A 23048-nucleotide genomic window follows, 5' to 3' on the forward strand; every position below is an offset into this window, starting at 1 on the left:
TCAGAGAGACACGATGAACGAGCTGTTGAACTGGTTGCTGCAGCAGAAGGGCAGCCTTCGCACCTATGTCGAATTCCAGGATCGGGCGCTGGCACTGCGTGCCACCGAGCCCGAGCATGCCGCGCTCCTGCGCCTGCTCGCCGATCTCGCCGGCCGCTTCGCCGACGCTTATCACGGTCAGCCGCTCTCGGCCGAAGTGGCCGGACGCGCGCTCGACCAGCTGACGGAGCTACTGGAGAAGGCCGTCGGTCAGGGCTGTGCAGGCCCGTCCGATCATCTCGCCTTGCTCAACCGGATCGGGACCAGCGAACTCGCCTAGAGCAGGATGCTAAAAAGTGGGAACCGGTTTTTCGCAAGAATCCTGCTCTAACTCTTTGATGAGAGACGGATTCAGATTTCAGTTAGCATCGCCTTGCGATTCCAACTGAAATCATCCGGCTCTAGTGCCCACGGGCGTGAATTTCCCCCTGCTAGCCGCGGTTGGCTGGATACAAGCAGCTCCGGTCGGCGACCGCGGCTTGACGAGTGTAACAGTTACCGCTCGCGCTCCGCTTCCGGCCTGCGCCGATCCGTCCGAGACTGACATCTGCGTCCCTCGCCGCAAGGAGATGACGCCGAGCGAGTGATCGAGCGGGTGGATCATGAGACAAGGCAAGAATGGATGGGCACTGCCGCTGGTGGCGGCCCTCGCTGCCATCGCCACCGGGTACCCGGCCCTGGCTTCGCCCGAGCGCCTGCAAGGTGCCTGGGCGACCAGCGCCGCGACCTGCGACCAGGTCTTCGCCAAGCGCAATGGCCGTCTGGTCTTCAACAAGCGCTCGGCCGAGGGCTGGTCCGGCTTCATCGCGACGGGCAAGCATGTCCGCGGCTCCCATGCGAGCTGTGACCTGATCTCCTCGAAGCAGAAGGGCGATGTGTCGTCGTTCCTGCTTGGCTGCGAGACCGAGATCATCTTCGAGACGGTGAGTGTCTCGGTCCGCTTCAAGCCCGATGGCGATCTCGTGCGTTTCGATCCGGATTTCCCGGAGGTCGAGACGACCTATCACCGCTGCGACAAGTGAGATGCTGACTGCTGCGTGCGGCCATCGCGCTTCGCATCACTGGCGGCTCAAAAGGCTGGTCAGGTCAGCAAAGGAGGCATGACCCCGAAGTCGTTCGGTCTGGAGATCTGGCCGAACTGAGCAGGCTGAAATCGGCATGACTGACGCCGAGCTTAAAACCGGACACATCTGAGATAGGAGGTTTCTATGTCGAGACATATCGGCGTGATCTTCGCCGTTTCGATCGCGGTGGGAGCAGCAGGCTGCGCCACCTATCCCGAGGTCACCAGCCAAACTGTCATCGTCGCCGGCGTTGGTCCGGTCGAGGTCGAGCGCCTCAATGTCCGCGTGGTATCGATCGACCGCCCCGCTCGCTCGGTTGTCGTCGAACAGCGCGGCAACACCTGGCGCGTCGAGGTTCCGCCGATCTTCGGAAACCTCGAGAATCTTCGCGAAGGCGACATGGTCGAGATCAGGCGGGTCGAAGGCGTGCTCGTGGATGTCCGGCGGGGCAAGCGCGGCGCCCGGCCTGCCATCACCTACACGGAAGCGGCGAGCGAGCCGCAATTCCAGAATCTGCCAGAGAAATACGTGGTCCGTGCCGTCACGGTGACCGCGAGGTTCGAGCGGTTCGACGCGACCAACAATGTCGTGAGCTATGTCGGCCCACTCGGCCCGCGCTCGCTCACGGTGGCCGACCCGGCCATCAGGGCAGAACTGCAAAGGCTGAAGAGAGGCGATATGGTCGACCTCAGCCTCGCCGAGGCCTTCCACATCGTTCTCAACTAGTGCTCCGGGCGGCTCTGCCTGCCCGGTATCCCGTTTGCGACCTGCAAAGGGCCGGATCCGAGTCGAGACCTGGCAAAAGGAGGAAACCCATGAAGCTGATCGGTATCTTATCTGCCGCGTTGCTTGTCGCCCTGCCTGTGCCGCAGCAAGTTTCCGCGGCAATGGTCGTCGCACCGATCAAATTCGCCGCGCCTGAATTCGTTGAGCCGGCACAATTCCGCAGAGGCGCGGTTCGAGGCGGTGTCGCGATCGGACCGAGGGGCGGTGCCATCGCCGGGCGGGGCTATGTCGCGCGCGGGCCGCGCGGCGCCGTTGCGGGCAGGGGATACGTTGCCCGCGGGCCAAGGGGGAACATCGTCGCCGGTCGAGGTGCCGTCGTACGCCCCGGCTATCGACCAGTGGGGCCCTGGGTCCGCCCGGCCGCCTATTGGTGGCATCCCGGACTAGCGATCGCTTCCGGAGCGGCGATCGGCTTCGCGACGGCCGCGGCTGCATCGGCCTATGCCAATTCGCAACCCCCGGCACCGGGCTACTGCTGGTACTACACCAACGCGCAGCGTACGCAGGGCTTCTGGGACGTCTGCCCGCCTTGAGCCGGGCATAACACACCCTGGCGGCTGCGGGCGATCCTGGGCTCACGCCTTCTCACCTGGCCGTCGACTACCGGCGCTGCAGATTTGTCCAAGGCACCAGCTTTCGTGGCCGGTCGCTGGAGTGTCCTGTCGCTTCCAGCGCTGGAGCCAAGAGTGGCGCCACGAGCAAAGCATCTCAGTGCTTGACGACTTTCGGCTCCGGTGGCGGCGCAGGGGCCGGTACATGCCCCAGGGGGAAAGCGAGGCTGACCAATGCGATCGTGCCTTGCGGACGGTTCTCGACGCTGACCTCGCGCAGGACCTTCAGGCGCGCCGAGACCGGAGTTCCGGCGACGTTGAAGCTGTAGCCGATAGTGCCGCCGACCGCAGTGACCCGGCCCTTATAGGGGCCGAGCGAGGCGCCGCTGCCGCCGTCGCCGCTGACCTGCTGGTAGTGCGAGGCGACGACGCCGATCGACAGCTCCTTGCTCAGATACTGGCTGATCGCGAGATCGGCATGGAAGGCGTTGCCGCTGCGATAGTCGGTGTCCTTGTTTTTGCCGTTGATCTCGAAGCCGGCCGCGGCCGAGATATCGAGGCCGATCTTCGGGTCGAGCCAGGTCGCCGCGGCATAGACATCGCCGACCCAGCGGTTCAGGGCGACGTTCGAGAGCTCGCCGTCCTGGTAGGCGCCGGCAGGGATGCTGACCGAGGTGCCGACCTGCCAATGGAAGTTGCCGGCGTGCCAGCCGATGAAGCTCGACACGACGGGATCGCCGATATTGAAGGTCGCGTCGCGCAGGCTCACGCCGAAGGCGCGGCCAAGCCGGGGCGCTGCGATCAGCGCACCGGCACTGATCCGCGGCGTGCCGAAGGGAATGGACACGGCGAAACCCAGGTTGCCGCCGAAGATCTCGAGCGGCGTGACCCAGGTCGGGGTCATGAAGTTGACCCTGGCCTCGACCTTAACGTTCGAGAGGACGGCACCGCCGAACTGGGTCTGCGTCCGGGCCGAGAGGCGGCCGGAGTAAGAGTAGAAATCGTTCTCGAAATAGAAGCCGGGCGGCGGAACGATGCCGGCCGTGGGGCCGCGAAGTCCCGAAATATAAAGGCTCGCTCCGCCTTCGGTCGCGGCGAGCGGCGTATGGATCAGGCTTCCGCCGAGACAGGCAGATGCGCCAATGAGAGCGGCCCCTAGTCGCTTCATGATCCGCCTCCCGCGCGTGACGCCGAAGCGTCAGCTGATTTGGCCGGGAGCGTCAAGCTGAAGAGGTAAACATCTTGGTCTTCATGCTCCCAGGGGAGCGTAACCGTTACGGCTGCATCCGACAGGGCTTCGTCACCGTATGCTTTCCATGCGCCCCACGCATGCAGTGGACAGCGACTATGGAACACGCGCAACGACGCGGGCTTGCCCGTCTCATGCTCCGCTGGCCGAGCCGGCGCGCGGAGCTGCGCGAAAAATGCGCCCGCGATCCGCGCCTGGTCGAGCTTTGCGAGGCCTATGAAGCCGCCTGCGAGGCTGCCGCCTATTGGGCGAAGTCCCCGGCGCCGATCGGAAACCAGCGCACCGAGGAATACAACGCCCTCGCATCCGCGACAGAACAGGATATTCTGGAAAGGATTTCCTAACCTCGTCGCCCCCGACCGGCGACAGGTGCGTGATGCAGCTTGCCAAACCATCTATGGTTGCGTCACTGTTACCTTGATCGGCGAATGATGTTTTTTGGTCCAGGCTTTGGAGGCGGAGCAATGGACGGAAGTGTTTCAGCTCGCGATGCCGAGCCGCCACCTGGTGAGATATTTACGGCTCTCCAAACGTTAGTTGCGAACGATGCCTTGCGATTGTCCGAACGAAACCGGCGATTTCTGTCTTTCGTGGTAACACAGACTATCGAAGGCCGTGCGGACCGGATCAAAGCCTATGCGATCGGTGTCGACGTCTTCGGCCGTGACGATAGTTTCGATCCGACGGTCGATCCGATCGTCCGCATCGAGGCGACGCGCTTGCGGTCGGCGCTGACGGCGTATTATGAGGGCGCCGGCGCTGCGGATCGCATCAGGATTGCGATGCCGCGCGGCGGCTACGTGCCGAGCTTCGCTTGGTCGCCCGAACTGGCGGCGACCGCAGGAGCGGCCGAGATCGCGAGCGCAGACGTTTCTGCCGCGGTGGTCATCCACGACCACACCGACCGCACCGATCCCGAGGCGGAATTGCGTGGCGAGCTCTTCACCGACGCCTTGCTCCTGCTGCTGCGCAAGGCATCTTGCAAGACGCTCGTCGTGCCGCCGGCCGAGCACAGCGCAGCGTCGGTTGCCATCCGCGACCTCTTTGCGCATCCCGGCGAAACCTATTCGCTCGATATCGCGGTGCGTCCGATGGCCGAGCGCCGGCGCTATTCCTGGCGCTTCAGCGATCTGCGCAACGGTGAAGTGCTGGCATCCAATTTCCGTGATTACGTCGTCAGGGCTGTGCCGTGCTTCGACCTGATCGACGAACTGGCCGAGGATGCAGCGAAGTCGATCACCGCAGCCCTCGCGGTTCGCTGACGCTGGCTGTCCCGCGTTGCTGATACAGTTACAGGCTTAAGCCAGCCAGACCCCCATGCAAACCTCGGCCTTGCGCGCCCAGGTTTGCGGTCTTGAAGACGCGCAACACCCCGGCGGCGATCCGAAACCGGGAGTGTCTCATGCGACGCCATCAACTCCTCGCCGCAGTCGGACTCGCGGTGGGCCTGGGCCTGTCGGCGATGCCGGCGCAGGCCCAGCCAGCGCCGAGCCCCAATACCGCAAGGCCGAACATCCTGGTGATCTTCGGCGACGACATCGGCCAGTCGAACATCAGCGCCTATACGATGGGGCTTGTCGGCTACAAGACGCCGAACATCGACCGGATCGCCCGCGAGGGCATGATGTTCACCGACTATTACGCGGAGAACAGCTGCACCGCCGGGCGCTCCTCCTTCATCACCGGCCAGACGCCCAAGCGCACCGGCCTGACCAAGGTCGGCATCCCCGGTGCACCGGTCGGTCTGCAGGATCGCGACATCACCATCGCCCAGGCGCTCAAGGCGCGCGGCTACGCCACCGGCCAGTTCGGCAAGAACCATCTCGGCGATCGCGACGAGTATCTGCCCGTCCGGCACGGCTTTGACGAATTTTTCGGCAATCTCTACCACCTGAACGCCGAAGAGGAGCCCGAGCGGCCCTACTGGCCGAAGAACGACGCCGCCTACGTCAAGGCCGCTTCGCCGCGCGGCGTGCTCAAGGCCTCGGCCGACGGCAAGATCGAGGACACTGGGCCGCTGACCAAGAAGCGGATGGAGACCATCGACGACGAGACCACGGCCGGCGCGATCGACTTCATGCAGCGCCAGGTCCGGGCCAACAAGCCGTTCTTCACCTGGATGAACACCACCCGCATGCACGTGTTCACGCATATCCGTGAGGCCAACAAGGGCAAGAGCGGCATGCCGGGCAATGACTATGCCGACGGCATGCTCGAGCACGACGCCGATGTCGGCAAGCTGTTGAAGGCGGTCGACGATCTCGGCATCGCTAACAACACCATCGTCGTCTACGCCACCGACAACGGCCCGAACCGCTTCTCCTGGCCGGACGCCGCGACCTCGCCCTTCCGCAACGAGAAGGATTCGAACTGGGAAGGCGCCTTCCGCGTGCCGGCGATGGTGCGTTGGCCGGGCCGGATCAAGCCAGGCGAGGTCTCGAACGAGATGTTCTCGGGGCTCGACTGGTTCCCGACCCTGCTCGCGGCAACCGGCGACATCGACATCAAGGACCGCCTGCTGAAGGGCACGCCTGTCGAGGGCAAGACCTTCAAGGTCCATCTCGACGGCTACAACCAGCTTCCCTACCTCACCGGGCAGCAGCCCAAGGGCAGCCGCACGGAGTTCGCCTATTTCAACGATGACGGCGTTCTCGTTGCCTATCGGCATGAGAACTGGAAGGCCGTCTTCTGCGAGATGAAGTATCCGGGCGGCTTCGACGTCTGGAAGGAGCCCTTCGTCTGCCTGCGCGTGCCCAAGATCTTCAATTTGCGCATGGACCCGTTCGAGCGAGCCGACATCGTCTCGGACCAGTACAATGCCTGGCTCGTCGACAACGTCTATCTCGCCGGCTGGCTGGTGACGAAAGCAGCGGGCTTCCTCGAGACCTTCATCGAGTATCCGCCGAGCCAGGAAGCTCCGAGCTTCTCGATCGACCAGGTCGCGCGTGACGTCGAAGCCAAGATCAAGGCCAACGCCGCCAAGGCGGCGCCGAAGTAGCGCTGTTCTTGCCAATACGGCCGGCGCTCGCGCCGGCCGGTTCTCTCTGACCAGGGGTGATCATGAGCAGTATTCGCGGGACTCTGCTGAATGTGACCACACGCTTCGCCGAACGATGGCTTGTTGCCGGTGCGGCTTTCGCACTGGCCATGGCCGTCGCCGTTTGGCCCGCGGCCGCCCAGAAGCCCGTTGCTCCGGACGAAAAGACCGTGGCCGACGCCTATGTCTATCTTCTCGGCCGCGCTTTGGTGATCCGGCAGGAGCAGATCGACGGCAAGGGCGAAGGCTTCGCCTACAACAAGATCAAGTACAACCCGCTCGGCTCCGCGGATTTCGCCAACCCGAACTTCGACGTCGCCTACCTCGAAGCCTGGTTCGCGGTCGACGAGAAGACGCCGGTCATCCTCAAGGTGCCGGAGGTCAAAGGCCGCTACTATACGGCGCAGATCCTCGACGAGTGGGGCGAGGTCGTCGTCAATATCAACAATCGCACCTTTGGCTCGAAACCGTTCGGGAAGTTCGCTCTGGTTGCGCCTGGCTCAACGCCGAGAATCCCGGCGGGAGCCACGCCAATCACGCTGCATTCGCGCAAGGCGAAGATGCTGGCACGCGTGGAGCTCAAGGGCGATCCCGATGGCGCGGTGAAGCTGCAGCACGCTTTCAAGTCCACGCCGCTCGGCAGGCCGGTCATCGCGAAGCCGCCGGCCATGCCGATGTTCGGCAACAAGGACCTGATTGGCGTCGAGATCTTCGACAAGCTCGACGCGACCTTTGCCAGTGCGCTCGACGTTGCTCCCAATGCCGCCGAAATGCAGCAGAAGGCTCGTGCGGTGGCGAACTATGCCGCGTCGGGCAAGGACGCGCGGGCGGCGGTCGACGCCCAGTTGAAGAAGGTGGTGCCGGCTTTCCAGGAATACGCCTTCACCAAGAGCGCGCCTTATCGCAATCACTGGGTCGGCGGCGCCAGCCTCGGAAACTACGGCAAGGACCACTGGCTTCGCACGACTGCGAACTTTGCCGGCATCTGGGCGAACGCGTCGGACGAAGCGATGTATTTCGTCGCCACGCGGGATTCCGACGAGAAGCCGCTGAACGGCAGCGGCAGCTACGTCATGCACTTTCCGGCCGACCGGTTGCCGCAGGCCGCGGTCGATTCCTACTGGTCGGTGATCCTCGTCGGCGTGCCAGATTACCGCGTCGTGCCGAACTCGCTCAATCGCTTCAACTTCAACACTTATTCGCCGCTGAAGAGCGAGCCGGACGGGTCGCTGAAAATCGCGATCGGGCCGCGGCCGGTCGCTGGCGTGGCCGAAACCAACTGGCTGCCAGCGCAGGAGGGCAAGCCGTTCTCGCTGACCTTCCGGACCTATGTCCCCAAGGACATCGTCAAGAAGGGGGAATGGCAGCCCGCGGCGGTAACGCCGGTCAAGTAACGCAAACCCATCGGCGGGCCTGCGCCAGGCCCGGCAACTGCGGCCAATGGAGAAAGCCGTGAGGCATCTTGGACTTCTGATCTCGTGTGTTGCGCTGCCCTTCGGCGCTTTGGCTCAGACCACGGGTGGCACTGCTGTGCCGGTCGGTGTGTCGCGTTGTGAGCGAGGGCGGCCATGAGCAGCAAACAGATATCAACGCGGATCGCGGGAACCGGCTTGAACCGGCGAGAGGTCGTGCTCGGTGCCGCAAGTCTGCTGGCGGCCGGCGGCGTCACGGCGCTTCCGGCCAGCGCGCAAACACCATCGGCGAGCGAGGCGCGCGCCATCGCCAGGGAGGCGATGATCTACGGCTTTCCCATGGTCGACAGTTACCGCATCCAGCATTCGTACTTCGTCGACCGCGGCGGCGCTGAGTACAAGGCGCCCTGGAACACGCTGGTCAACAATGCGCGGGTCTATACGCCTGAGGACAAGGCGATCCAGACACCGAACTCCGACACGCCCTACTCCTATGTCGGTGCCGACCTGCGGGCCGAACCACTCGTCTTCACCGTGCCGGCGGTCGAGAAGGGGCGCTACTATTCGCTGCAGTTCATCGACCTCTACACCTTCGACTTCGCCTATGTCGGCAGCCGGGCCACCGGCAACGGCGCCGGCAGCCATCTGCTCGCCGGGCCGGCCTGGAATGGCCGCAAGCCCAAGGGCATCAAGTCGGTGATCCGCTGCGAGACCGATTTCGCCTTCGTGCTCTATCGGACTCAGCTTCTCGATCCGGCCGATATCGAGAAGGTCAAGGCGGTCCAGGCCGGCTACAAGGTCCAGCCGCTTTCGCAGTTCCTCGGCCAGCCAGCGCCCGCAGCCGCGCCCACCGTGTCGTTCGCAAAGCCGCTCGGCCCCGAGCAGGAGCGCAACTCGCTCGAGTTCTTCGGTCTCCTGAATTTCCTCCTGCAGTTCTGCCCGCCCCATCCGTCCGAGCGAGCGACGTTGACGCGCTTCGCCAGGATCGGGATCGGTGCCGGCAAGCCGTTCGACGCTGCCACGCTCGCGCCTGAGATGCGCCAGGCCCTGCAGGACGGCATGGCCGATGCCTGGAAGGCCTTCGCCGAATACAAGGCGACGGTGCTCGATACCGGCAAGAAAACCAGCGCCGACGGCTTCGGCACGCGCGCCTTTCTCAAGAACGACTATATGGCGCGCATGTCCGGGGCGGTGCTCGGAATCTACGGCAACTCGAAGGACGAAGCGATCTATCCGCTTTATTTCATCGACGCCGCCAAGCAGCCGCTCGCGGGTGCCAACCGCTATGTGCTGCGCTTCGCGCCGGGCCAATTGCCGCCGGTCAACGCCTTCTGGTCGCTGACCATGTACGAGCTGCCGGCGAGCCTGCTCTACGCCAATCCCATCAACCGCTACCTGATCAACTCGCCGATGCTGCAGTCGCTGAAGCGCGACCCGGACGGCGGCATCACGATCCGTGTCCAGAATGACTCGCCGGGGAAGGACGGGGAGGCCAATTGGCTCCCCGCGCCCAAAGGACCGTTCTTCGCGGTGATGCGCCTGTACTGGCCAAAGCAGGCGGCGTTGAACGGACAATGGAAAGCGCCGCCTCTGACGCGCGCGGTCTGACGGGAAGGAAACGCATCATGCTCACCAGATACGCCATCCATGTCCTCGCCCTGACCATCGCCGGAGCCGGCGCGGCCCAGGCGCAAACGACAAGCGGGGCAGCGACGCCGGTCGGCGTCGACAACTTCGTGCGCGCCGAAACCGACCTCTACATGAGCAACATGGCCAAGGACGGCAGCTTCGGGAAATTCCTGCACCGCCGCGAGCCGGCCGCGATCGACAACCAGACGGTCATCCGGCTCAACCGCGACACGCTCTACTCGGCGGCGGTGTTCGATCTGGATGCCGGGCCGGTGACGATCACCCTGCCGGATGCGGGCAAGCGCTTCATGTCGATGCAGGTGATCAGCGAGGACCATTATACGCCGATGGTGGTCTATGGCGCGGGGACCTACACCATCGACAGGAAGAAGGTCGGCACGCGCTACGTCGCGACCGCGGTCCGCACGCTCGCCGATCCGGCCGATCCGAAAGACATCCAGCAGGTCCATGTCCTGCAGGACGCCATCAAGGTCAGCCAGAAGAGCGCCGGCACGTTCCAGGCCCCCAACTGGGATCAGGCCAGCCAGAAGAAGGTCCGTGACGCGCTGCTGGCGCTCGGTTCGACGATCCCGAGCTTCAACAAGGCCTTTGGCACCAGGAAGGAGGTCGATCCGATCCGGCACCTGGTCGGCACCGCCACGGGCTGGGGCGGCAATCCCGACAAGGACGCGACCTATCTCAACGTCACGCCGAGCGGGAACGACGGCAAGGCGGTCTACAAGCTCGTCGTCAAGGACGTGCCGGTCAACGGCTTCTGGTCGGTCAGCGTCTATAATGCCGAGGGCTACTTTCAGAAGAACCCCTATGATGCGTATTCGCTCAACAACCTGACCGCGAAGAAGAGCGCCGATGGTGCGATCGCAATCCAGTTCGGCGGCTGCGACGGCAAGGTTCCCAACTGCCTGCCGACCGTGCCGGGCTGGAACTACACCGTGCGGCTCTACCGCCCGCGCGCCGCGATCCTGAACGGCCAATGGAGCTTCCCGCAACTGCAGCCGGCATCGTGATGCCCGGCGGCTCCAACCCGTTTCCGAGAGAGGTTTGGATGTTGAGCCGGCGTACCATGGTCGCAGCGCTCCTGCTTACTGGCTTGTCGGGCTGGAGCCTCGGTGCGTCGGCGCAGCCCGATCCGCTGCCGTCCTGGAATGACGGCAAGAGCAAGCAGGCAATCGTCGACTTCGTTGCTAAGGTGACGCGCGAGGGCGGCCCGGATTTCGTCAAGCCGGCGGAGCGCATCGCCACCTTCGACAATGACGGCACGCTCTGGGCCGAGCAGCCGGTGTATTTCCAGGTCCAGTTCGCCTTCGACGAGGTCAAGCGGCTGGCCGTGCAGAACCCGGATTGGAAGACGAAGGAGCCCTTCCGCTCGGTTCTCGCCCGGGACCTGAAAGGCCTTGCCGCCTCGGGCGAGAAAGGCCTGCTCCAGATCATGGCCGCGACGCATACCGGGATGACCACCGACCAGTTCGCCGCCGCGGTCGCCAACTGGCTGGCCTCGGCGCGGCACCCCTCGAAGCAGCGGCGCTATGACGAGATGGTCTACCAGCCGCAACTCGAACTGCTCGCCTATCTCCGCACCAACGGCTTCAAGACCTTCATCGTCTCCGGCGGCGGCGTCGAGTTCATGCGCGTCTTTGCCGAGAAGGCCTATGGCATCCCGCCCGAGCAGGTCATTGGCTCGACCGGCGTGGTAAAGTTCCGCATCGGCGGCGATGGCAGGCCGGAGCTCTTCAAGGACAGCAAGGTCGAGTTCGTCGATGACGGTCCGGGCAAGCCGGTCGGCATCAACCGCTTCATCGGCCGGCGGCCGATCCTCGCCTTCGGTAATTCCGACGGGGACCTGCAGATGCTGCAATACACGGCGGCGGGCTCGGGCGCGCGCCTTGCCCTGATCGTTCACCACACCGACGCCGAGCGCGAATGGGCCTATGATCGGACCTCGAAGATCGGCAAGCTCGACAAGGCACTCGACGAGGCGAAAGCCAAGGGCTGGACGGTCGTCGATATGAAGACCGACTGGAAGACGGTCTTTCCGGCCAGCAAATGAACGGAGAGGATCACGTGCTGGACAAGCCCGCTCTCGCCACCGGCATGCGTCGCATCGAGGGCGGCAGCTTCCGCATGGGCTCCGACCATCATTACGCCGAGGAGGCGCCGAGCCACCGCGCCAGTGTTGACGGGTTCTGGATCGACGAGACGCCGGTGACAAATCGGCAGTTTCGCGCCTTCGTCGAGGCGACGGGACACGTCACCTTCGCCGAGCTCACGCCCGACCCAAAAGACTATCCGGGAGCTCTGCCGCACATGCTGCGCGCCGGATCACTGATGTTCGATCCGCCGACGCACCCGGTCGACCTGCGCGACTGGTCGCAATGGTGGAGCTTCAAGTTCGGCGCGACCTGGCGCAAGCCCTATGGCTCCGGCTCCTCGCTCAAGGGCCTCGACGACCATCCCGTCGTGCATGTCGCCTATCGCGATGCTGAGGCCTATGCCGCCTGGGCCGGGAAGTCGCTGCCGACCGAGGCGGAATGGGAATTCGCGGCCTGGGGCGGGAGGGAAGGCGCGGAGTTCGCCTGGGGCGACGAGCTGACGCCGGATGGGCGCCACATGGCCAATATCTGGCAGGGCCATTTCCCGCACGAGAACACCAAGGAGGACGGCTACGCCCGGACCTCGCCGGTCGGGGCGTTCCCACCCAATGGCTACGGCCTCTACGACATGATCGGCAATGTCTGGGAATGGACCTCCGACTTCTGGTCTGTGCGCCATCAAGGCGACGCGCCCAAGGCCTGCTGCGTGCCGCAGAACCCGCGCGGTGGCCCGGAAGCCGAGAGCTATGATCCGCGTCAGCCGGCGATCCGTATCGCACGCAAGGTCCTGAAAGGCGGCTCGCATCTCTGCGCGCCCGCCTATTGCCGGCGCTACCGCCCGGCGGCCCGGCATGCCGAACCCGTCGACACCTCGACCAGCCATGTCGGCTTTCGGTGTGTCGTGCGCGGTGCCACTCCCTGACGGGGCAGGCCGTAACGGTTACAGCCTTCAGAAGTCGCGAGCGAACATGCAAGCCTTCCGTGTCGGGCGGGCACCGGCTTCGTCGCGTGCGGCATTGCCTCAGCTCAGGGCTGAATCGAGGGCGATCATGGGTAGCGATCATCCAGGCTTCGGCTCAGCCCCGGGCGGTGGGGCAAATGTCGATCGCCGCAGTCTCCTGCTTGGCGGGACGGCGCTCGCGGCTTCGACCCTCGCCCAGCCGACCCAAACGGCGCAGGCACAGCAACCGGCGCCAAGAACTTCAACCGCCGGTCGCAAGCCGAATATCCTCATGATCATGGCGGACGACATCGGCTGGTTTAATGTCAGCGCCTACAACCACGGGATGATGGGCTACCGGACGCCAAATATCGACCGGATCGCGAAGGAAGGCGCGCTGTTCACGGATTGGTACGGCGAGCAGAGCTGCACCGCCGGGCGAGCCGCCTTCATCACGGGACAATCGCCGATCCGTACCGGCCTCACGAAGGTCGGGCTGCCCGGTGCCGATATCGGCTTGCGCGCCGAAGATCCCAGCGTTGCCGAATTTTTGAAGCCGCTCGGGTATGCCACCGGCCAGTTCGGCAAGAACCATCTCGGCGACAAGGATGAGTTCCTGCCGACCGCTCATGGCTTCGATGAGTTCTTCGGCAACCTCTACCACCTCAATGCCGAGGAGGAGCCGGAAAACCCCGACTATCCGAAGAGCCCCGAATTCCGAAAGAAATTCGGTCCGCGTGGCGTCCTCAAGATCTCGTCGGACGGCAAGATCGAGGATACCGGACCGCTCACGACCAAGCGGATGGAGACGGTCGATGAGGAATTCCTTGGTGCCGCGCTCGATTTCATGGATCGTCAGCACAAGGCAAACAAGCCCTGGTTCTGCTATTTCAATCCGACGCGGATGCACGTGTGGACGCATCTGAAGCCAGCATCGCAAGGCAAGACCGGGCTCGGGCCGTATCCGGACGGCATGGTGGAATTGGACGGCTATGTCGGGCAGCTCCTGAAGAAGCTCGAAGACCTCGGCGTTGCCGATAACACCATCGTACTGTTCACATCCGACAACGGCGCCGAGGTGATGTCGTGGCCGGATGGCGGCACGACGCCGTTCCGGGGCGAAAAGGCGACCAACTGGGAGGGCGGCTATCGCGTCCCGATGGTCATCCGCTGGCCAGGTACGATCCCGCCCGGCACGACTTATAACGAAGCCTTCTCGCACTACGACTTGGTCCCGACATTCGCGGCCGCCGGTGGCGATCCGGATATCGTCGCGAAGTGCTTGAAGGGGTCTCAAATCGGCAACAAGACCTTCAAGGTCCACCTGGACGGCTACAATCTGATGCCGTTCTTCAAGGGCGAGGTGAAGGAGACGCCCCGCAAGGAGTTCATCTTCTGGAACGACGACGGCCAGCTCGTCGCGATACGCTACGAGGCGTGGAAAGCGGTATTCCTCGAGCAGAACAACAAGGGCATCGGCGTCTGGCAGGGGCAGTTCACCACTCTACGCTTGCCCAAGCTCTTCAACTTGCGCTCCGACCCCTTCGAGCGAGGGGACGAGTCGATCTTGTACAACAAGTGGATGGCGGATCGGGCGTTCGTGCAGGTGCCGATGCAGACCTTCGCTGCCAATTGGCTCCAGAGCTTCAGGGAGTTTCCGCCGCGCCAGAAACCGGCCAGCTTTAATCTCGACGAGGTGATGCAGAAGGTCGAAGCGATGGCGAAAGGCGGAAACTAACGACGGAGCGAACTTCCAAACCCGCGCGCTGTCTTTAGGCGGTCAGCAGGAACTTGCTGCTGCCGGGCATAGAGCTCTCCCGTCAGCAGCTGTGGGCTAGCGCCCTGCCGCTGGCCATGCCGAACCGATTGATATCTCCACCCGCCATGTTGGCTTTCGTTCGCGTCCCTAGACGAGTGACCCGATGGATTCGACAGTCTCGACCACGCCGCGCGACGCTGTCCGGGAGCTCCAGAGCCGGATCAACCAGGACATCATCGGGCAGGAGCGGGTGGTCGAGCGCATCGTCATCGCGCTCCTCGCCAATGGCAACGTCCTGCTCGAGGGACTGCCGGGCCTCGCCAAGACGCGGGCGATCAAGAGCCTGTCGAAGAACCTCGAATCCGATTTCAGCCGTATCCAGTTCACGCCCGACCTCTTGCCCTCCGACGTGACCGGTGGCGAGATCCTGCGGCCGGACGGGGCCTTCGAATTCCGCAAGGGGCCGGTCTTCGGCAACCTGATCCTCGCCGACGAGATCAACCGGGCGCCGCCCAAGGTGCAGTCGGCCCTGCTCGAGGCGATGGAGGAACGCCACGTCACCGTCGCCGGCAAGCGCTACGACCTGCCACCGCTGTTCATGGTGCTCGCGACCCAGAACCCGATCGAGCAGGAAGGGACCTATCCGCTGCCGGAAGCGCAGATGGATCGTTTCCTGATGCATATCCGCATCGACTACCCGTCCGACGCCGACGAGGTGAAGGTGATGCGGCTGGTCCGCTCGGAGAGCGCGATTGCTTCCGGCAATCCGCGGCCATCGCCCGCGAAAATCCCGCAGGAAACGGTCTTTGCGGCGCGCGCCGAGATCGACCGGGTGACGACCAGGGATGTCGTCGAGAGCTATATGGTCGCGCTCATCGCCGCGACGCGGCGGCCGGCCGAATTCGGCGACAAGCTGAAGAGCTGGATCGCGATCGGCGCCAGCCCGCGCGGCTCACTCGCGCTGGATCGCTGCGCGCGCACTTATGCCTGGCTGCAGGGGCGTGATTTCGTCACGCCCGAGGACGTTCAGGCTGTGGCGCATGACTGCCTGCGGCACCGGATTTCGCTGGCCTATGAGGCCGGCGCCGATGGGATGAGCGCCGATGCGGTGCTCGACGAAGTGATCAGGCAGGTCGCGGTCGCGGTCTAGCGAGGAAACCATGGCGCTGATCCGGGAGAGATCGAGGGCGGAGCGCGGCGTTTCCGATGGCGGTGCGCGCGCCTTTGTGACGCTCGACGATCTGCTGCGTCTCAAGCACCGGGCGCGCGGCTTCAGCTTCCTGCCGCGCCAGCCCGTGCACAGCCTGCTCGCCGGGCGCCATGCCTCGCGGTTGCGCGGACGCGGGCTCAACTTCGAGGAACTGCGTCATTACTTCGAGGGTGACGATATCCGCACGATCGACTGGCTGGCGACGGCGCGGCTCGGCAGCCCGCATGTCCGGGTCTATTCGGAGGAACGCGACCGGCCGGTGCTGTTGCTGGTCGACCAGCGCAGCACGATGTTCTTCGGCAGCCAGCGGGCGATGAAATCGGTCGTGGCAGCCGAGGCTGCGGCGCTGGCGGCCTGGCGCGTCACCTCGCTGGGCGACCGTGTCGGCGCGGTCGTCTTCGGCGATCACGACCTTGTCGCGATCAAGCCGCAGGCGCGCGACCAGGGCGTGGTGAGGGTGCTGTCCGAGGTCGTCCGGCAGAACGCCGCGCTGGCGAAGCCGGCCGGGGCCGGCGCAGCAGGCCGGCTCAACGAGGCGCTGGCCGCGGCTGCCCGGATGGTCGCCCATGATGGCTTGATCTGCCTGATCTCGGACGCAGCCGGCGAGGACGACGAGACAACGCGGCTCGTCACCAGGCTTTGCGCTCATAACGATGTGCTGGCGATCTTCGTCCATGACCCGCTGGAACAGGAGCTGCCCGATATCGGCCAGGCGACCTTCAGTTCCGGGAGCGCCCAGATCGAGATCGACGCCTCGGCGCCGGCGCTCCGGAAAAGCTTTGCCGGCGAGCGCACGGCGTGGCGCGCTAGGCTGGCTCAGCTCTCGCGCAGCCGGGCCATTCCGGTCCTGCCGATCTCGACCGCGCGCGACGTGGCGGACCAGCTGCGCGAGCTGATCGGCAAGCGCCGGGCACAGCAGATTGCGAATGCCAGCGGTGCGAGCCCGCCATGAGCGATCCGGGCGATCTCAGCAGGCTCGCCGATCTGGCCTTGCCGCCGCCGGCCCCGTTCTGGCCGCCGGCGGCCGGGGTCTGGATCGTCGGTTGTGCAGGATTGGCTGCGCTTTCGGTGCTGGGCTGGCGGAGCTGGTCGCGTTATCGCACCGACGCCTATCTGCGCGCCGCGACGGTCGAGCTCGATGTGCTTGCCGCCGGGCCGGTCACCACCGAGGCCATCTCGGCGGTGCTGAAGCGCGCCGCACTCGTCGCCCATGGCCGCGAGCGCGTGGCGTCGCTGACCGGCCAGGGCTGGAGCGCATTCCTTGCCGAGACGGCGCCGGACGACTTGAAGATCGATGCTCTGACGGTCGCGATCGCTGGCGCGCCCGCCGCAGCCCGCCCGGCTTCGGGCGAGATCATTGCCCAGGCCCGATCCTGGCTTCATGGCCAGCGCGGCCGCTTGCCAGTGGAGGCGTGACGATGCTCGCCTTCGCCTATCCCTGGCTCGCCTTGCTCACCCCGCTGCCCGTGTTGGTCTGGTTCGGCCTGCCGATTCATGCCGAGCGCCGTGCCGGCCTGCGCGTGCCCTTCTTCGACCGGCTGGCGCGATTGAGCGGACAGCAGCCTTTCGAGGGCGGCGTGGTCGCGCGGCGCGGGATCGGCCGGTTTGCCGTGCTTGCCGCGGCCTGGCTGCTCGCGCTCGCCGCGCTGGCGCGGCCGCAATGGATCGATCCGCCCTTGCATCGTGACGTGCCGACGCGCGACCTGCTCCTGCTGGTCGACCTTTCCGGCTCGATGGACACCAAGGATTTCGTCGACCCGTCCGGCCGGACCGTCGACCGTCTGACTGCGGTCAAGCAGGTGCTCGATGATTTCCTCTCGCGCCGGAAGGGCGACCGTGTCGGCGTCGTCGTCTTCGGTGACGCGCCCTTCGCGCTCGTGCCCTTCACCACCGACCTCGCGCTCTGCCGCGCGATGCTGCGCGACACCGATGTCGGCATGGCCGGGCCGCGCACGGCCTTCGGCGACGCGATCGGCCTCGGCATCGGGCTGTTCGCCCGCAGCACGGTCAAGGCGAAGACGATCATCGCGCTGACCGACGGCAATGACACAGTCAGCAAGGTGCCGCCGGTCGAGGCCGCGCGCGTCGCCAAGGACAAGGGCATCGTCATCCATACCGTCGCGGTCGGTGATCCCACGGCGGCGGGCGAGGACAAGCTCGACGAGGCGGCGCTGAAGGAGGTTGCGGGCGCCACCGGCGGCGGCTTCTTCCGCGCGCTCGACCGCGCCCAGCTCGCGGAGATCTACCAGCGGCTCGATGCGATCGAGACCCGTCGGATCGACACGGTCAGCTTCCGGCCGCGGCGCGATATCTACTGGATCCCGCTCGCCGCTGGCGTTGTCCTGACGCTGCTGGCGCAAGGACTGCAGCTGGCGCGGCGATATCGCCGCGACCACGCCTCCGGGAACAGGCCGGCGACAGCAGGAGCCCGGTCGTGATCGCCGCGCTCGCCCCCTTCCATTTCGAGCGTCCGCTCTGGCTGCTGGCGCTCATCCCAGCTCTGGCGCTCTGGCTCATCGAACGCCGCAGCTCCGACATGCTGCTGAGATGGCAGCGCGTCATCGACCCCGCCCTGCTGCCGCATCTCATCGTTGGCGAAACCCGGCCGGCCATCCTCAGCCCGATCAATGCGCTGATGGCGGGCTGGCTGTTGACGACAATCGCCGTCGCCGGCCCGGCCTGGCAGCGCGAGCCATCGCCCTTCGCCGAGGCCAAGCCCGCGGTAGCCGTCGTGCTCAAGGTCGCTCCGTCGATGCTGACGGAGGATCTCGCGCCGACGCGGCTCGACCGGGCCCGGCAGAAGCTGGCGGACATCCTGGCGGCTCGTGAAGGCGCCGCGACCAGCCTGATCGCCTATGCCGGCTCGGCCCATCTCGTCCTGCCGCCGACGCCCGACAGCGCCGTCGTGCTCGATCTGGCCAAGGCGCTGGCGCCCGGGATCATGCCGCGCGAGGGCGACGATCTCGCAGGCGCGCTCGCTTTGGCCGACAGGGTGCTCGCGGGGACCGGCGATGGCGGCTCGATCCTGGTCATGACGGATACTGCCGGACCGCAGGCGACAACCGGCCTCTCGGGCCTGAGGAGCGCGACGACGATCCTGTCGCTCCTGCCGGCCGAGGCCGAGGTCGGAGGACTGCGCGAGGCGGCCCAGGCGTTGGGCGCAAGCCTTGTCGCCACGACCGCGGACCAGGCCGACGTCGTGGAGATCGTGCGGCGGCTCGACCGTGCCGACCAGGCCGCCAGCGTCGCCGGCGAAGGCAGGCATTGGCGCGAGGCCGGCTACTGGCTCACGCCGCTCGTCGCCCTCCTGGCCCTGCTCTGGTTCCGGCGCGGATGGGTGCTGCGATGACGTGGCGATTCCCGTCCTCGCCTTATGTGGTGATCGCGGCTGTCGCTAGCCTGGCGCTGCTGCTCGCCGGCTATCGTCTTGGCTGGCGCGAGCTCTGGCTGACGCCGGACCAGCGCGGTCGCGTGCTGATGAGTGAAGGCCAGGCGGCGGAAGCGGCCGAGGCTTTCCGCGATCCGCTCTGGCGCGGCGTCGCGCTGTTCCGGGCCGGCCAGTTCAAGGAGGCAGGGCAGGCCTTCGCCGCGCGCGACACAGCCGAAGGTGCCTTCAACCAGGGCAATGCGCTGGTGATGCTCGGCCAGTATGACGATGCTCTGAAGCGCTACGACCGAGCGATCGCCTTGCGGCCCGGCTGGCCGGCGGCGCTCAACAACCGTGAGATCGCCCGCATCCGCGGCGAGCGCAGAAAGACCGAGGGTGGCGAGACCGGCAACACCGACGACAAGCCCGACGAGGTGGTGTTCGACAAGACAAAGAAAGGTGGAGAGAACACAACCGTCGAAGCTGCCATGCCGATGTCGGACGAGGCGGTGCGCGCGCTCTGGCTCAAGCGGGTGCAGACCAGACCGGCCGATTTCCTGCGCGCCAAGTTCGCCTATCAGCTCCGGGCACCGGAGGCGACGCCATGAAGCTTCTCGCCATCCTGCTCATGCTCGTCATCCCCGCTCTCGCCATGGCGCAGCAACCGAATAGCGCCCCGGTGGTCCGCACCCTGGTCGATCCGGCCGACGGCATCGTCATCGGCCAGCCCGTGCAAATCCATGTCGAGGTGCTATTCCCCGGCGAGATGCCGCATCCGCCGCTGGTTCGCGTGCCGGAAGCGCCGGGCGCCCAGATCCTGCGCTTCGAGACGCAGGCGACGACGATCAGGGACCGCCTGGCCGGGCAGGACTATGTCGGCCAGCGTTTCGAGTTCGTCGTCTTCCCACGCCGCGGCGGCGAGATCGCCATTTCGGCTCCCGAAGTGACGCTGCTCGATCGCGGCGGCGACCCGGCGGGCTCGGCCAAAGGGGAGGCGATCCGGATCAGCGCCAGCGTCCCGGCCGGCCTCGATGCCTCCGGCCCCGTGCTTGCGGCCGACAAGGTGACCGCCAGCGAGAGCTGGTCGCCCGATCCCGGGACGACCGGCTTCAAGGCAGGCGGCGCGATCACCCGGACGATCCGCCGGCAGGCCGCGGGCGTGCCGGCACTGGGCATGGCCGAATTCCGTTTCACGGCGCCTGGCGGCGTGCGCGTCTATGTCGATCCCCCGGTGGTCGAGGACAGAAGCAATCGCGGCATCGTCGATGGCGCAAGGGTCGACAAGGCAACCTATGTCTTCGAACGGGCCGGCAGCTATGCCCTGCCGGAGCTGTCGCAGCCCTGGTGGAACCTGGCGGAGAAGCAGGCCCGGACAGAAACGCTGCCGGGCCTCACGGTGTCCGTCGTCGCTCCCGATGGGCGGCCGGCGGAGCCGCCAAGACGGTCCCGGCTCTTGTGGCTTGCGGCCCTCGTCGCTGCGGTGCTGCTTTCGGCGTTGATCCTGATCCGCTCGCGGCTGAGCGCGGCCTGGCAGGGTTGGCTGCAGCGCCGGCAGGCTTCGGAAGCGTTCGCGCGCCGGACCTTGTTGCGGGAGGCCAGGAGCGGCGAACCCGCCTCGATCTATCGCGCGCTCGGCACCTGGCTGGGGCGCTTGCCGCCGGTCGCCAGAGCGCGTGTGCATGCCGATGCTCGTCTGGGCCCCCTCATCGCCGGGCTCGAAGGCGCGCTGTTCAGTGCCGAGGGCAATTGGGAGCCGCGGCGTGGCGCGGACCTGGCCCAGGCCTTGGCCAATTTTTCCGCCACCTCCGCGAATGCGACACCAGCGCGTAATCTGTTGCCGCCGCTCAACCCTGTTTACCTGACCTAGATCATCCCGAGGAGGGCTTCGTGAGTACACTCGACATCTTCGCCTGGATCGTCCTGCTCGTGTTGGTGGCCAGCACGGTCCTCGTCGTGGTCTTCACGGCGATGCTGCCCGGCATGATCGCCCGCAGCCGCAATCATCCCTGGGCCGAGGCCGTTTCGATCGGCGGCTGGGTCACGCTCTTCCTCGGCTTCGTGCTCTGGCCGGTGGTCTTGATCTGGGCCTATGTCGACGTGCCGCTGCCGGCCGGCCGGGCAGTCGACAAGGTGGAGGCGGCCCGATGATCGTCGTCCTGCTCAATGTCTATCTCGCGCTGCTCTTCATCCTGGTGAAGCTGCGGGTCGTTCCCTTCAACCTGTTCTGGAAGGTCTCACCGGTTCTCGTGCTGCTCGTCCTGCTGATCGGGCTGTTCATCCCGATGAACTGGGGGGCGCCGCAGGGCTCGGCGCTCGTCGTTCGGAACTCTGTCGCGATCGTTCCGGACGTCGCCGGCGAGGTGATCGAGGTTACGGCCCAAGCCAATCAGCCGCTCAAGGCCGGCGATGTGCTGTTCCGCATCGACCCCGTGCCGTTCGAGGCGCAGGTCCGCGCCATCGAGGCGCAGCTCAGATTCCAGGAGACCCGCCTCGCCGAAATGACGCAGCTCCAGTCGCGGGGCACCGGGCGGGCCTTCGACGTCGAGGAGCGGCAGGCTTCGGTCGACCAGCTCAAGGCGCAGCTCGACGGCGCCAAATGGAACCTGGAGAAGACGACGGTGCGTGCGCCCGCCGACGGCTACGTCACCAACCTGGCCCTGCGCAAGGGCGCCCGGGTCGCAAGCCTGCCCTTGTCGCCGGTGATGGCCTTCATCGACACCTCCGCGGCCATCATCGGCGTCGAGATCAACCAGATCGATGCGCGCTATCTCGCTGCGGGCCAGCCGGTCGAGCTTACCTTCAAGATGACGCCGGGCACGGTCCAGACCGGCAAGGTCGAAAGCGTCCTGCAGGCGATCGCGACCGGGCAGGTCCAGACCTCCGGCCTCGCCGTCGCGCCGAAGGCGGTTCAGGCTGCACCGTTCGCAGTCCGCGTCCGGCTCGATGATCCGGTCTTCGCCAGCCGCCTCCCTGCAGGCGCTGCCGGCGACGCGGCGATCTTCACCGACCGCGTCCAGGCCGCGCATGTCATCCGCAAGGTGCTGCTGCGCCAGATCGCCATCACGAACTACATCAATCCGTTCTAGAGTTGGCGTGGTCGTAACAAAGGCATTTGCGGATGGTCAGCTTTTGCTTCTCAAGCCTTGAGATCGTCTGGAGCGGGCGGAGGGACTAGAACCCCCGTCTGCCGTGGCACGACCGGGATCGTAGTCGCTCATCGCCTGCGTTCTATCCAGGCGGCCGATCAGATCACGGTCTTCAACGAGGGCGGCGATCTTGGACTTCTGGGCCTCGTTGACATAGCAGACTTGGCATATATGCGGCTCCGCTCGCGTCCTGCAGTCTCGCCTGAGTATCTGCAATCGGCTGCTCGCCGCTTGGCGATCAGCATTGAGGCTTAGCGGACGGCCCATGTTGGTGGCGGAAGCAAAGTTGTTCGCTAGGGCGGATGTCGCGGCCGAACCCTGCCGGATCGAGAGCAATGATGCCGCGACCGCGGGGGTAACGACCCCTCAGAGCAGCATGCAGGGCGTGGGCGGACAGGTTTTCGTCCGCTCAGATATCGACCGCCTGCGACACGCCCCTCGGTCCTTGCGTGCGCACCTCCGGCTGACTGCGATACTTGATCTCGGTCTCCACGAAACCGGCAGCAGGCCGGCCCACTTCCATGAGCAGCCCACGCAAACGGGCAAACTCTTCTGACGCTATCGAAACACCTGCAGAGGCGACCAAGCTGTCTGTCCAGACCTATCCCCTCGGGGAACTGGTTTTCCAGGGCAAGGGGCTGCGGAGGATGGTTTTTCGCCGCGACTTATTCTCGGCGCGGCGCTTATCGGGTTCAGCGTCGGCAACGCTGCTAGCCTGTCGCTGCCGGGTGTCGCGCGGGCAGAGTTC

Annotated in this window: 23 protein-coding genes; 22 read left to right on the plus strand and 1 reads right to left on the minus strand. The window is 65.7% G+C overall.

Annotated features, from left to right (window positions below):
• The first annotated feature begins 13 nt into the window (after positions 1–13).
• The 4 genes from ACSQ3M_RS18645 to ACSQ3M_RS18660 all read left to right on the plus strand — a co-directional run bounded on the left by ACSQ3M_RS18645 (position 14) and on the right by ACSQ3M_RS18660 (position 2422).
• A complete protein-coding gene (locus ACSQ3M_RS18645) occupies positions 14–319 on the plus strand; it encodes a hypothetical protein (RefSeq protein ID WP_436151573.1) in 306 nt (101 codons plus the stop codon).
• 322 nt (positions 320–641) lie between these two features.
• Positions 642–1061, plus strand: coding sequence for a hypothetical protein (locus ACSQ3M_RS18650; protein WP_436151574.1), 420 nt, complete (start codon positions 642–644; stop codon positions 1059–1061).
• A gap of 186 nt (positions 1062–1247) precedes the next feature.
• The gene (locus tag ACSQ3M_RS18655; protein WP_436151575.1) at positions 1248–1829 is read left to right on the plus strand and encodes a hypothetical protein; all 582 of its coding nucleotides are present in this window, start codon (positions 1248–1250) and stop codon (positions 1827–1829) included.
• Between the two features lie 89 nt (positions 1830–1918).
• A complete protein-coding gene (locus tag ACSQ3M_RS18660) occupies positions 1919–2422 on the plus strand; it encodes a hypothetical protein (RefSeq protein WP_436151576.1) in 504 nt (167 codons plus the stop codon).
• A 175-nt stretch (positions 2423–2597) separates the two neighbouring features.
• Here ACSQ3M_RS18660 and ACSQ3M_RS18665 read toward each other — a convergent pair whose 3' ends face one another.
• Positions 2598–3608 (minus strand): SphA family protein, encoded by a 1011-nt coding sequence (locus ACSQ3M_RS18665; RefSeq protein ID WP_436151577.1) that lies wholly within the window; start codon positions 3606–3608, stop codon positions 2598–2600.
• Between the two features lie 179 nt (positions 3609–3787).
• On the opposite strand from ACSQ3M_RS18665, the gene ACSQ3M_RS18670 reads away from it, so the two are divergent.
• The 18 genes from ACSQ3M_RS18670 (at position 3788) to ACSQ3M_RS18755 (ending at position 22240) form a co-directional block, all read left to right on the plus strand.
• Positions 3788–4033: a hypothetical protein gene (locus ACSQ3M_RS18670; protein WP_436151578.1), complete on the plus strand. Its 246-nt coding sequence runs from the start codon at positions 3788–3790 to the stop codon at positions 4031–4033.
• Between the two features lie 39 nt (positions 4034–4072).
• Positions 4073–4951, plus strand: coding sequence for a hypothetical protein (locus ACSQ3M_RS18675; protein ID WP_436151579.1), 879 nt, complete (start codon positions 4073–4075; stop codon positions 4949–4951).
• Between the two features lie 140 nt (positions 4952–5091).
• On the plus strand, positions 5092–6687 hold the full coding sequence (locus ACSQ3M_RS18680; RefSeq protein WP_436151580.1) for an arylsulfatase: 1596 nt from the start codon (positions 5092–5094) through the stop codon (positions 6685–6687).
• Positions 6688–6896: 209 nt separating this feature from the next.
• Positions 6897–8120 (plus strand): DUF1214 domain-containing protein, encoded by a 1224-nt coding sequence (locus ACSQ3M_RS18685; RefSeq protein ID WP_436151581.1) that lies wholly within the window; start codon positions 6897–6899, stop codon positions 8118–8120.
• Positions 8121–8294: 174 nt separating this feature from the next.
• Positions 8295–9746, plus strand: coding sequence for a DUF1254 domain-containing protein (locus ACSQ3M_RS18690; RefSeq protein WP_436151582.1), 1452 nt, complete (start codon positions 8295–8297; stop codon positions 9744–9746).
• 17 nt (positions 9747–9763) lie between these two features.
• Positions 9764–10795, plus strand: coding sequence for a DUF1254 domain-containing protein (locus ACSQ3M_RS18695; RefSeq protein ID WP_436151583.1), 1032 nt, complete (start codon positions 9764–9766; stop codon positions 10793–10795).
• Between the two features lie 56 nt (positions 10796–10851).
• The gene (locus tag ACSQ3M_RS18700; protein ID WP_436151584.1) at positions 10852–11835 is read left to right on the plus strand and encodes an HAD family hydrolase; all 984 of its coding nucleotides are present in this window, start codon (positions 10852–10854) and stop codon (positions 11833–11835) included.
• A 44-nt stretch (positions 11836–11879) separates the two neighbouring features.
• A complete protein-coding gene (locus ACSQ3M_RS18705) occupies positions 11880–12800 on the plus strand; it encodes a formylglycine-generating enzyme family protein (RefSeq protein ID WP_436151943.1) in 921 nt (306 codons plus the stop codon).
• A gap of 127 nt (positions 12801–12927) precedes the next feature.
• Positions 12928–14556, plus strand: coding sequence for an arylsulfatase (locus ACSQ3M_RS18710; RefSeq protein ID WP_436151585.1), 1629 nt, complete (start codon positions 12928–12930; stop codon positions 14554–14556).
• A 184-nt stretch (positions 14557–14740) separates the two neighbouring features.
• The gene (locus ACSQ3M_RS18715; RefSeq protein ID WP_436151586.1) at positions 14741–15727 is read left to right on the plus strand and encodes an AAA family ATPase; all 987 of its coding nucleotides are present in this window, start codon (positions 14741–14743) and stop codon (positions 15725–15727) included.
• Between the two features lie 10 nt (positions 15728–15737).
• Complete coding sequence (locus ACSQ3M_RS18720) at positions 15738–16739, plus strand: DUF58 domain-containing protein (RefSeq protein WP_436151587.1); 1002 nt, start codon at positions 15738–15740, stop codon at positions 16737–16739.
• Positions 16736–17203: a DUF4381 domain-containing protein gene (locus tag ACSQ3M_RS18725; RefSeq protein WP_436151588.1), complete on the plus strand. Its 468-nt coding sequence runs from the start codon at positions 16736–16738 to the stop codon at positions 17201–17203. The genes ACSQ3M_RS18720 and ACSQ3M_RS18725 overlap by 4 nt, the downstream gene beginning before the upstream one ends.
• Positions 17204–17205: 2 nt before the next feature.
• Positions 17206–18225 carry a VWA domain-containing protein gene (locus tag ACSQ3M_RS18730; protein ID WP_436151589.1) on the plus strand — a complete coding sequence of 340 codons (1020 nt, stop codon included), beginning with the start codon at positions 17206–17208 and terminating at the stop codon, positions 18223–18225.
• Positions 18222–19136 (plus strand): VWA domain-containing protein, encoded by a 915-nt coding sequence (locus ACSQ3M_RS18735; RefSeq protein ID WP_436151590.1) that lies wholly within the window; start codon positions 18222–18224, stop codon positions 19134–19136. The genes ACSQ3M_RS18730 and ACSQ3M_RS18735 overlap by 4 nt, the downstream gene beginning before the upstream one ends.
• On the plus strand, positions 19133–19762 hold the full coding sequence (locus ACSQ3M_RS18740; RefSeq protein ID WP_436151591.1) for a tetratricopeptide repeat protein: 630 nt from the start codon (positions 19133–19135) through the stop codon (positions 19760–19762). Before ACSQ3M_RS18735 ends, ACSQ3M_RS18740 begins: the two co-directional genes overlap by 4 nt.
• The gene (locus tag ACSQ3M_RS18745) at positions 19759–21021 is read left to right on the plus strand and encodes a hypothetical protein (RefSeq protein WP_436151592.1); all 1263 of its coding nucleotides are present in this window, start codon (positions 19759–19761) and stop codon (positions 21019–21021) included. Before ACSQ3M_RS18740 ends, ACSQ3M_RS18745 begins: the two co-directional genes overlap by 4 nt.
• Before the next feature lie 20 nt (positions 21022–21041).
• Positions 21042–21302, plus strand: coding sequence for a DUF3302 domain-containing protein (locus ACSQ3M_RS18750; protein WP_436151593.1), 261 nt, complete (start codon positions 21042–21044; stop codon positions 21300–21302).
• Entirely contained in the window at positions 21299–22240 is a 942-nt protein-coding gene (locus ACSQ3M_RS18755) for an HlyD family secretion protein (protein WP_436151594.1), read from the plus strand. Before ACSQ3M_RS18750 ends, ACSQ3M_RS18755 begins: the two co-directional genes overlap by 4 nt.
• Positions 22241–23048: the final 808 nt, after the last annotated feature.

Source organism: Allobosea sp. LjRoot90, from assembly GCF_964254315.1.
Classification (GTDB): Bacteria; Pseudomonadota; Alphaproteobacteria; order Rhizobiales; family Beijerinckiaceae; genus Allobosea.

What these genes read in the sequence shown, in the direction of transcription:
- ACSQ3M_RS18665 (WP_436151577.1), bottom strand. Translation starts at nt 3,608, where the DNA reads ATGAAGCGACTAGGGGCCGCTCTCATTGGCGCATCTGCCTGTCTCGGC.
- ACSQ3M_RS18725 (WP_436151588.1), top strand. Translation starts at nt 16,736, where the DNA reads ATGAGCGATCCGGGCGATCTCAGCAGGCTCGCCGATCTGGCCTTGCCG.
- ACSQ3M_RS18745 (WP_436151592.1), top strand. Translation starts at nt 19,759, where the DNA reads ATGAAGCTTCTCGCCATCCTGCTCATGCTCGTCATCCCCGCTCTCGCC.
- ACSQ3M_RS18690 (WP_436151582.1), top strand. Translation starts at nt 8,295, where the DNA reads ATGAGCAGCAAACAGATATCAACGCGGATCGCGGGAACCGGCTTGAAC.
- ACSQ3M_RS18710 (WP_436151585.1), top strand. Translation starts at nt 12,928, where the DNA reads ATGGGTAGCGATCATCCAGGCTTCGGCTCAGCCCCGGGCGGTGGGGCA.
- ACSQ3M_RS18695 (WP_436151583.1), top strand. Translation starts at nt 9,764, where the DNA reads ATGCTCACCAGATACGCCATCCATGTCCTCGCCCTGACCATCGCCGGA.
- ACSQ3M_RS18705 (WP_436151943.1), top strand. Translation starts at nt 11,880, where the DNA reads ATGCGTCGCATCGAGGGCGGCAGCTTCCGCATGGGCTCCGACCATCAT.
- ACSQ3M_RS18660 (WP_436151576.1), top strand. Translation starts at nt 1,919, where the DNA reads ATGAAGCTGATCGGTATCTTATCTGCCGCGTTGCTTGTCGCCCTGCCT.
- ACSQ3M_RS18650 (WP_436151574.1), top strand. Translation starts at nt 642, where the DNA reads ATGAGACAAGGCAAGAATGGATGGGCACTGCCGCTGGTGGCGGCCCTC.
- ACSQ3M_RS18720 (WP_436151587.1), top strand. Translation starts at nt 15,738, where the DNA reads ATGGCGCTGATCCGGGAGAGATCGAGGGCGGAGCGCGGCGTTTCCGAT.
- ACSQ3M_RS18730 (WP_436151589.1), top strand. Translation starts at nt 17,206, where the DNA reads ATGCTCGCCTTCGCCTATCCCTGGCTCGCCTTGCTCACCCCGCTGCCC.
- ACSQ3M_RS18670 (WP_436151578.1), top strand. Translation starts at nt 3,788, where the DNA reads ATGGAACACGCGCAACGACGCGGGCTTGCCCGTCTCATGCTCCGCTGG.
- ACSQ3M_RS18680 (WP_436151580.1), top strand. Translation starts at nt 5,092, where the DNA reads ATGCGACGCCATCAACTCCTCGCCGCAGTCGGACTCGCGGTGGGCCTG.
- ACSQ3M_RS18645 (WP_436151573.1), top strand. Translation starts at nt 14, where the DNA reads ATGAACGAGCTGTTGAACTGGTTGCTGCAGCAGAAGGGCAGCCTTCGC.
- ACSQ3M_RS18715 (WP_436151586.1), top strand. Translation starts at nt 14,741, where the DNA reads ATGGATTCGACAGTCTCGACCACGCCGCGCGACGCTGTCCGGGAGCTC.
- ACSQ3M_RS18655 (WP_436151575.1), top strand. Translation starts at nt 1,248, where the DNA reads ATGTCGAGACATATCGGCGTGATCTTCGCCGTTTCGATCGCGGTGGGA.
- ACSQ3M_RS18755 (WP_436151594.1), top strand. Translation starts at nt 21,299, where the DNA reads ATGATCGTCGTCCTGCTCAATGTCTATCTCGCGCTGCTCTTCATCCTG.
- ACSQ3M_RS18740 (WP_436151591.1), top strand. Translation starts at nt 19,133, where the DNA reads ATGACGTGGCGATTCCCGTCCTCGCCTTATGTGGTGATCGCGGCTGTC.
- ACSQ3M_RS18700 (WP_436151584.1), top strand. Translation starts at nt 10,852, where the DNA reads ATGGTCGCAGCGCTCCTGCTTACTGGCTTGTCGGGCTGGAGCCTCGGT.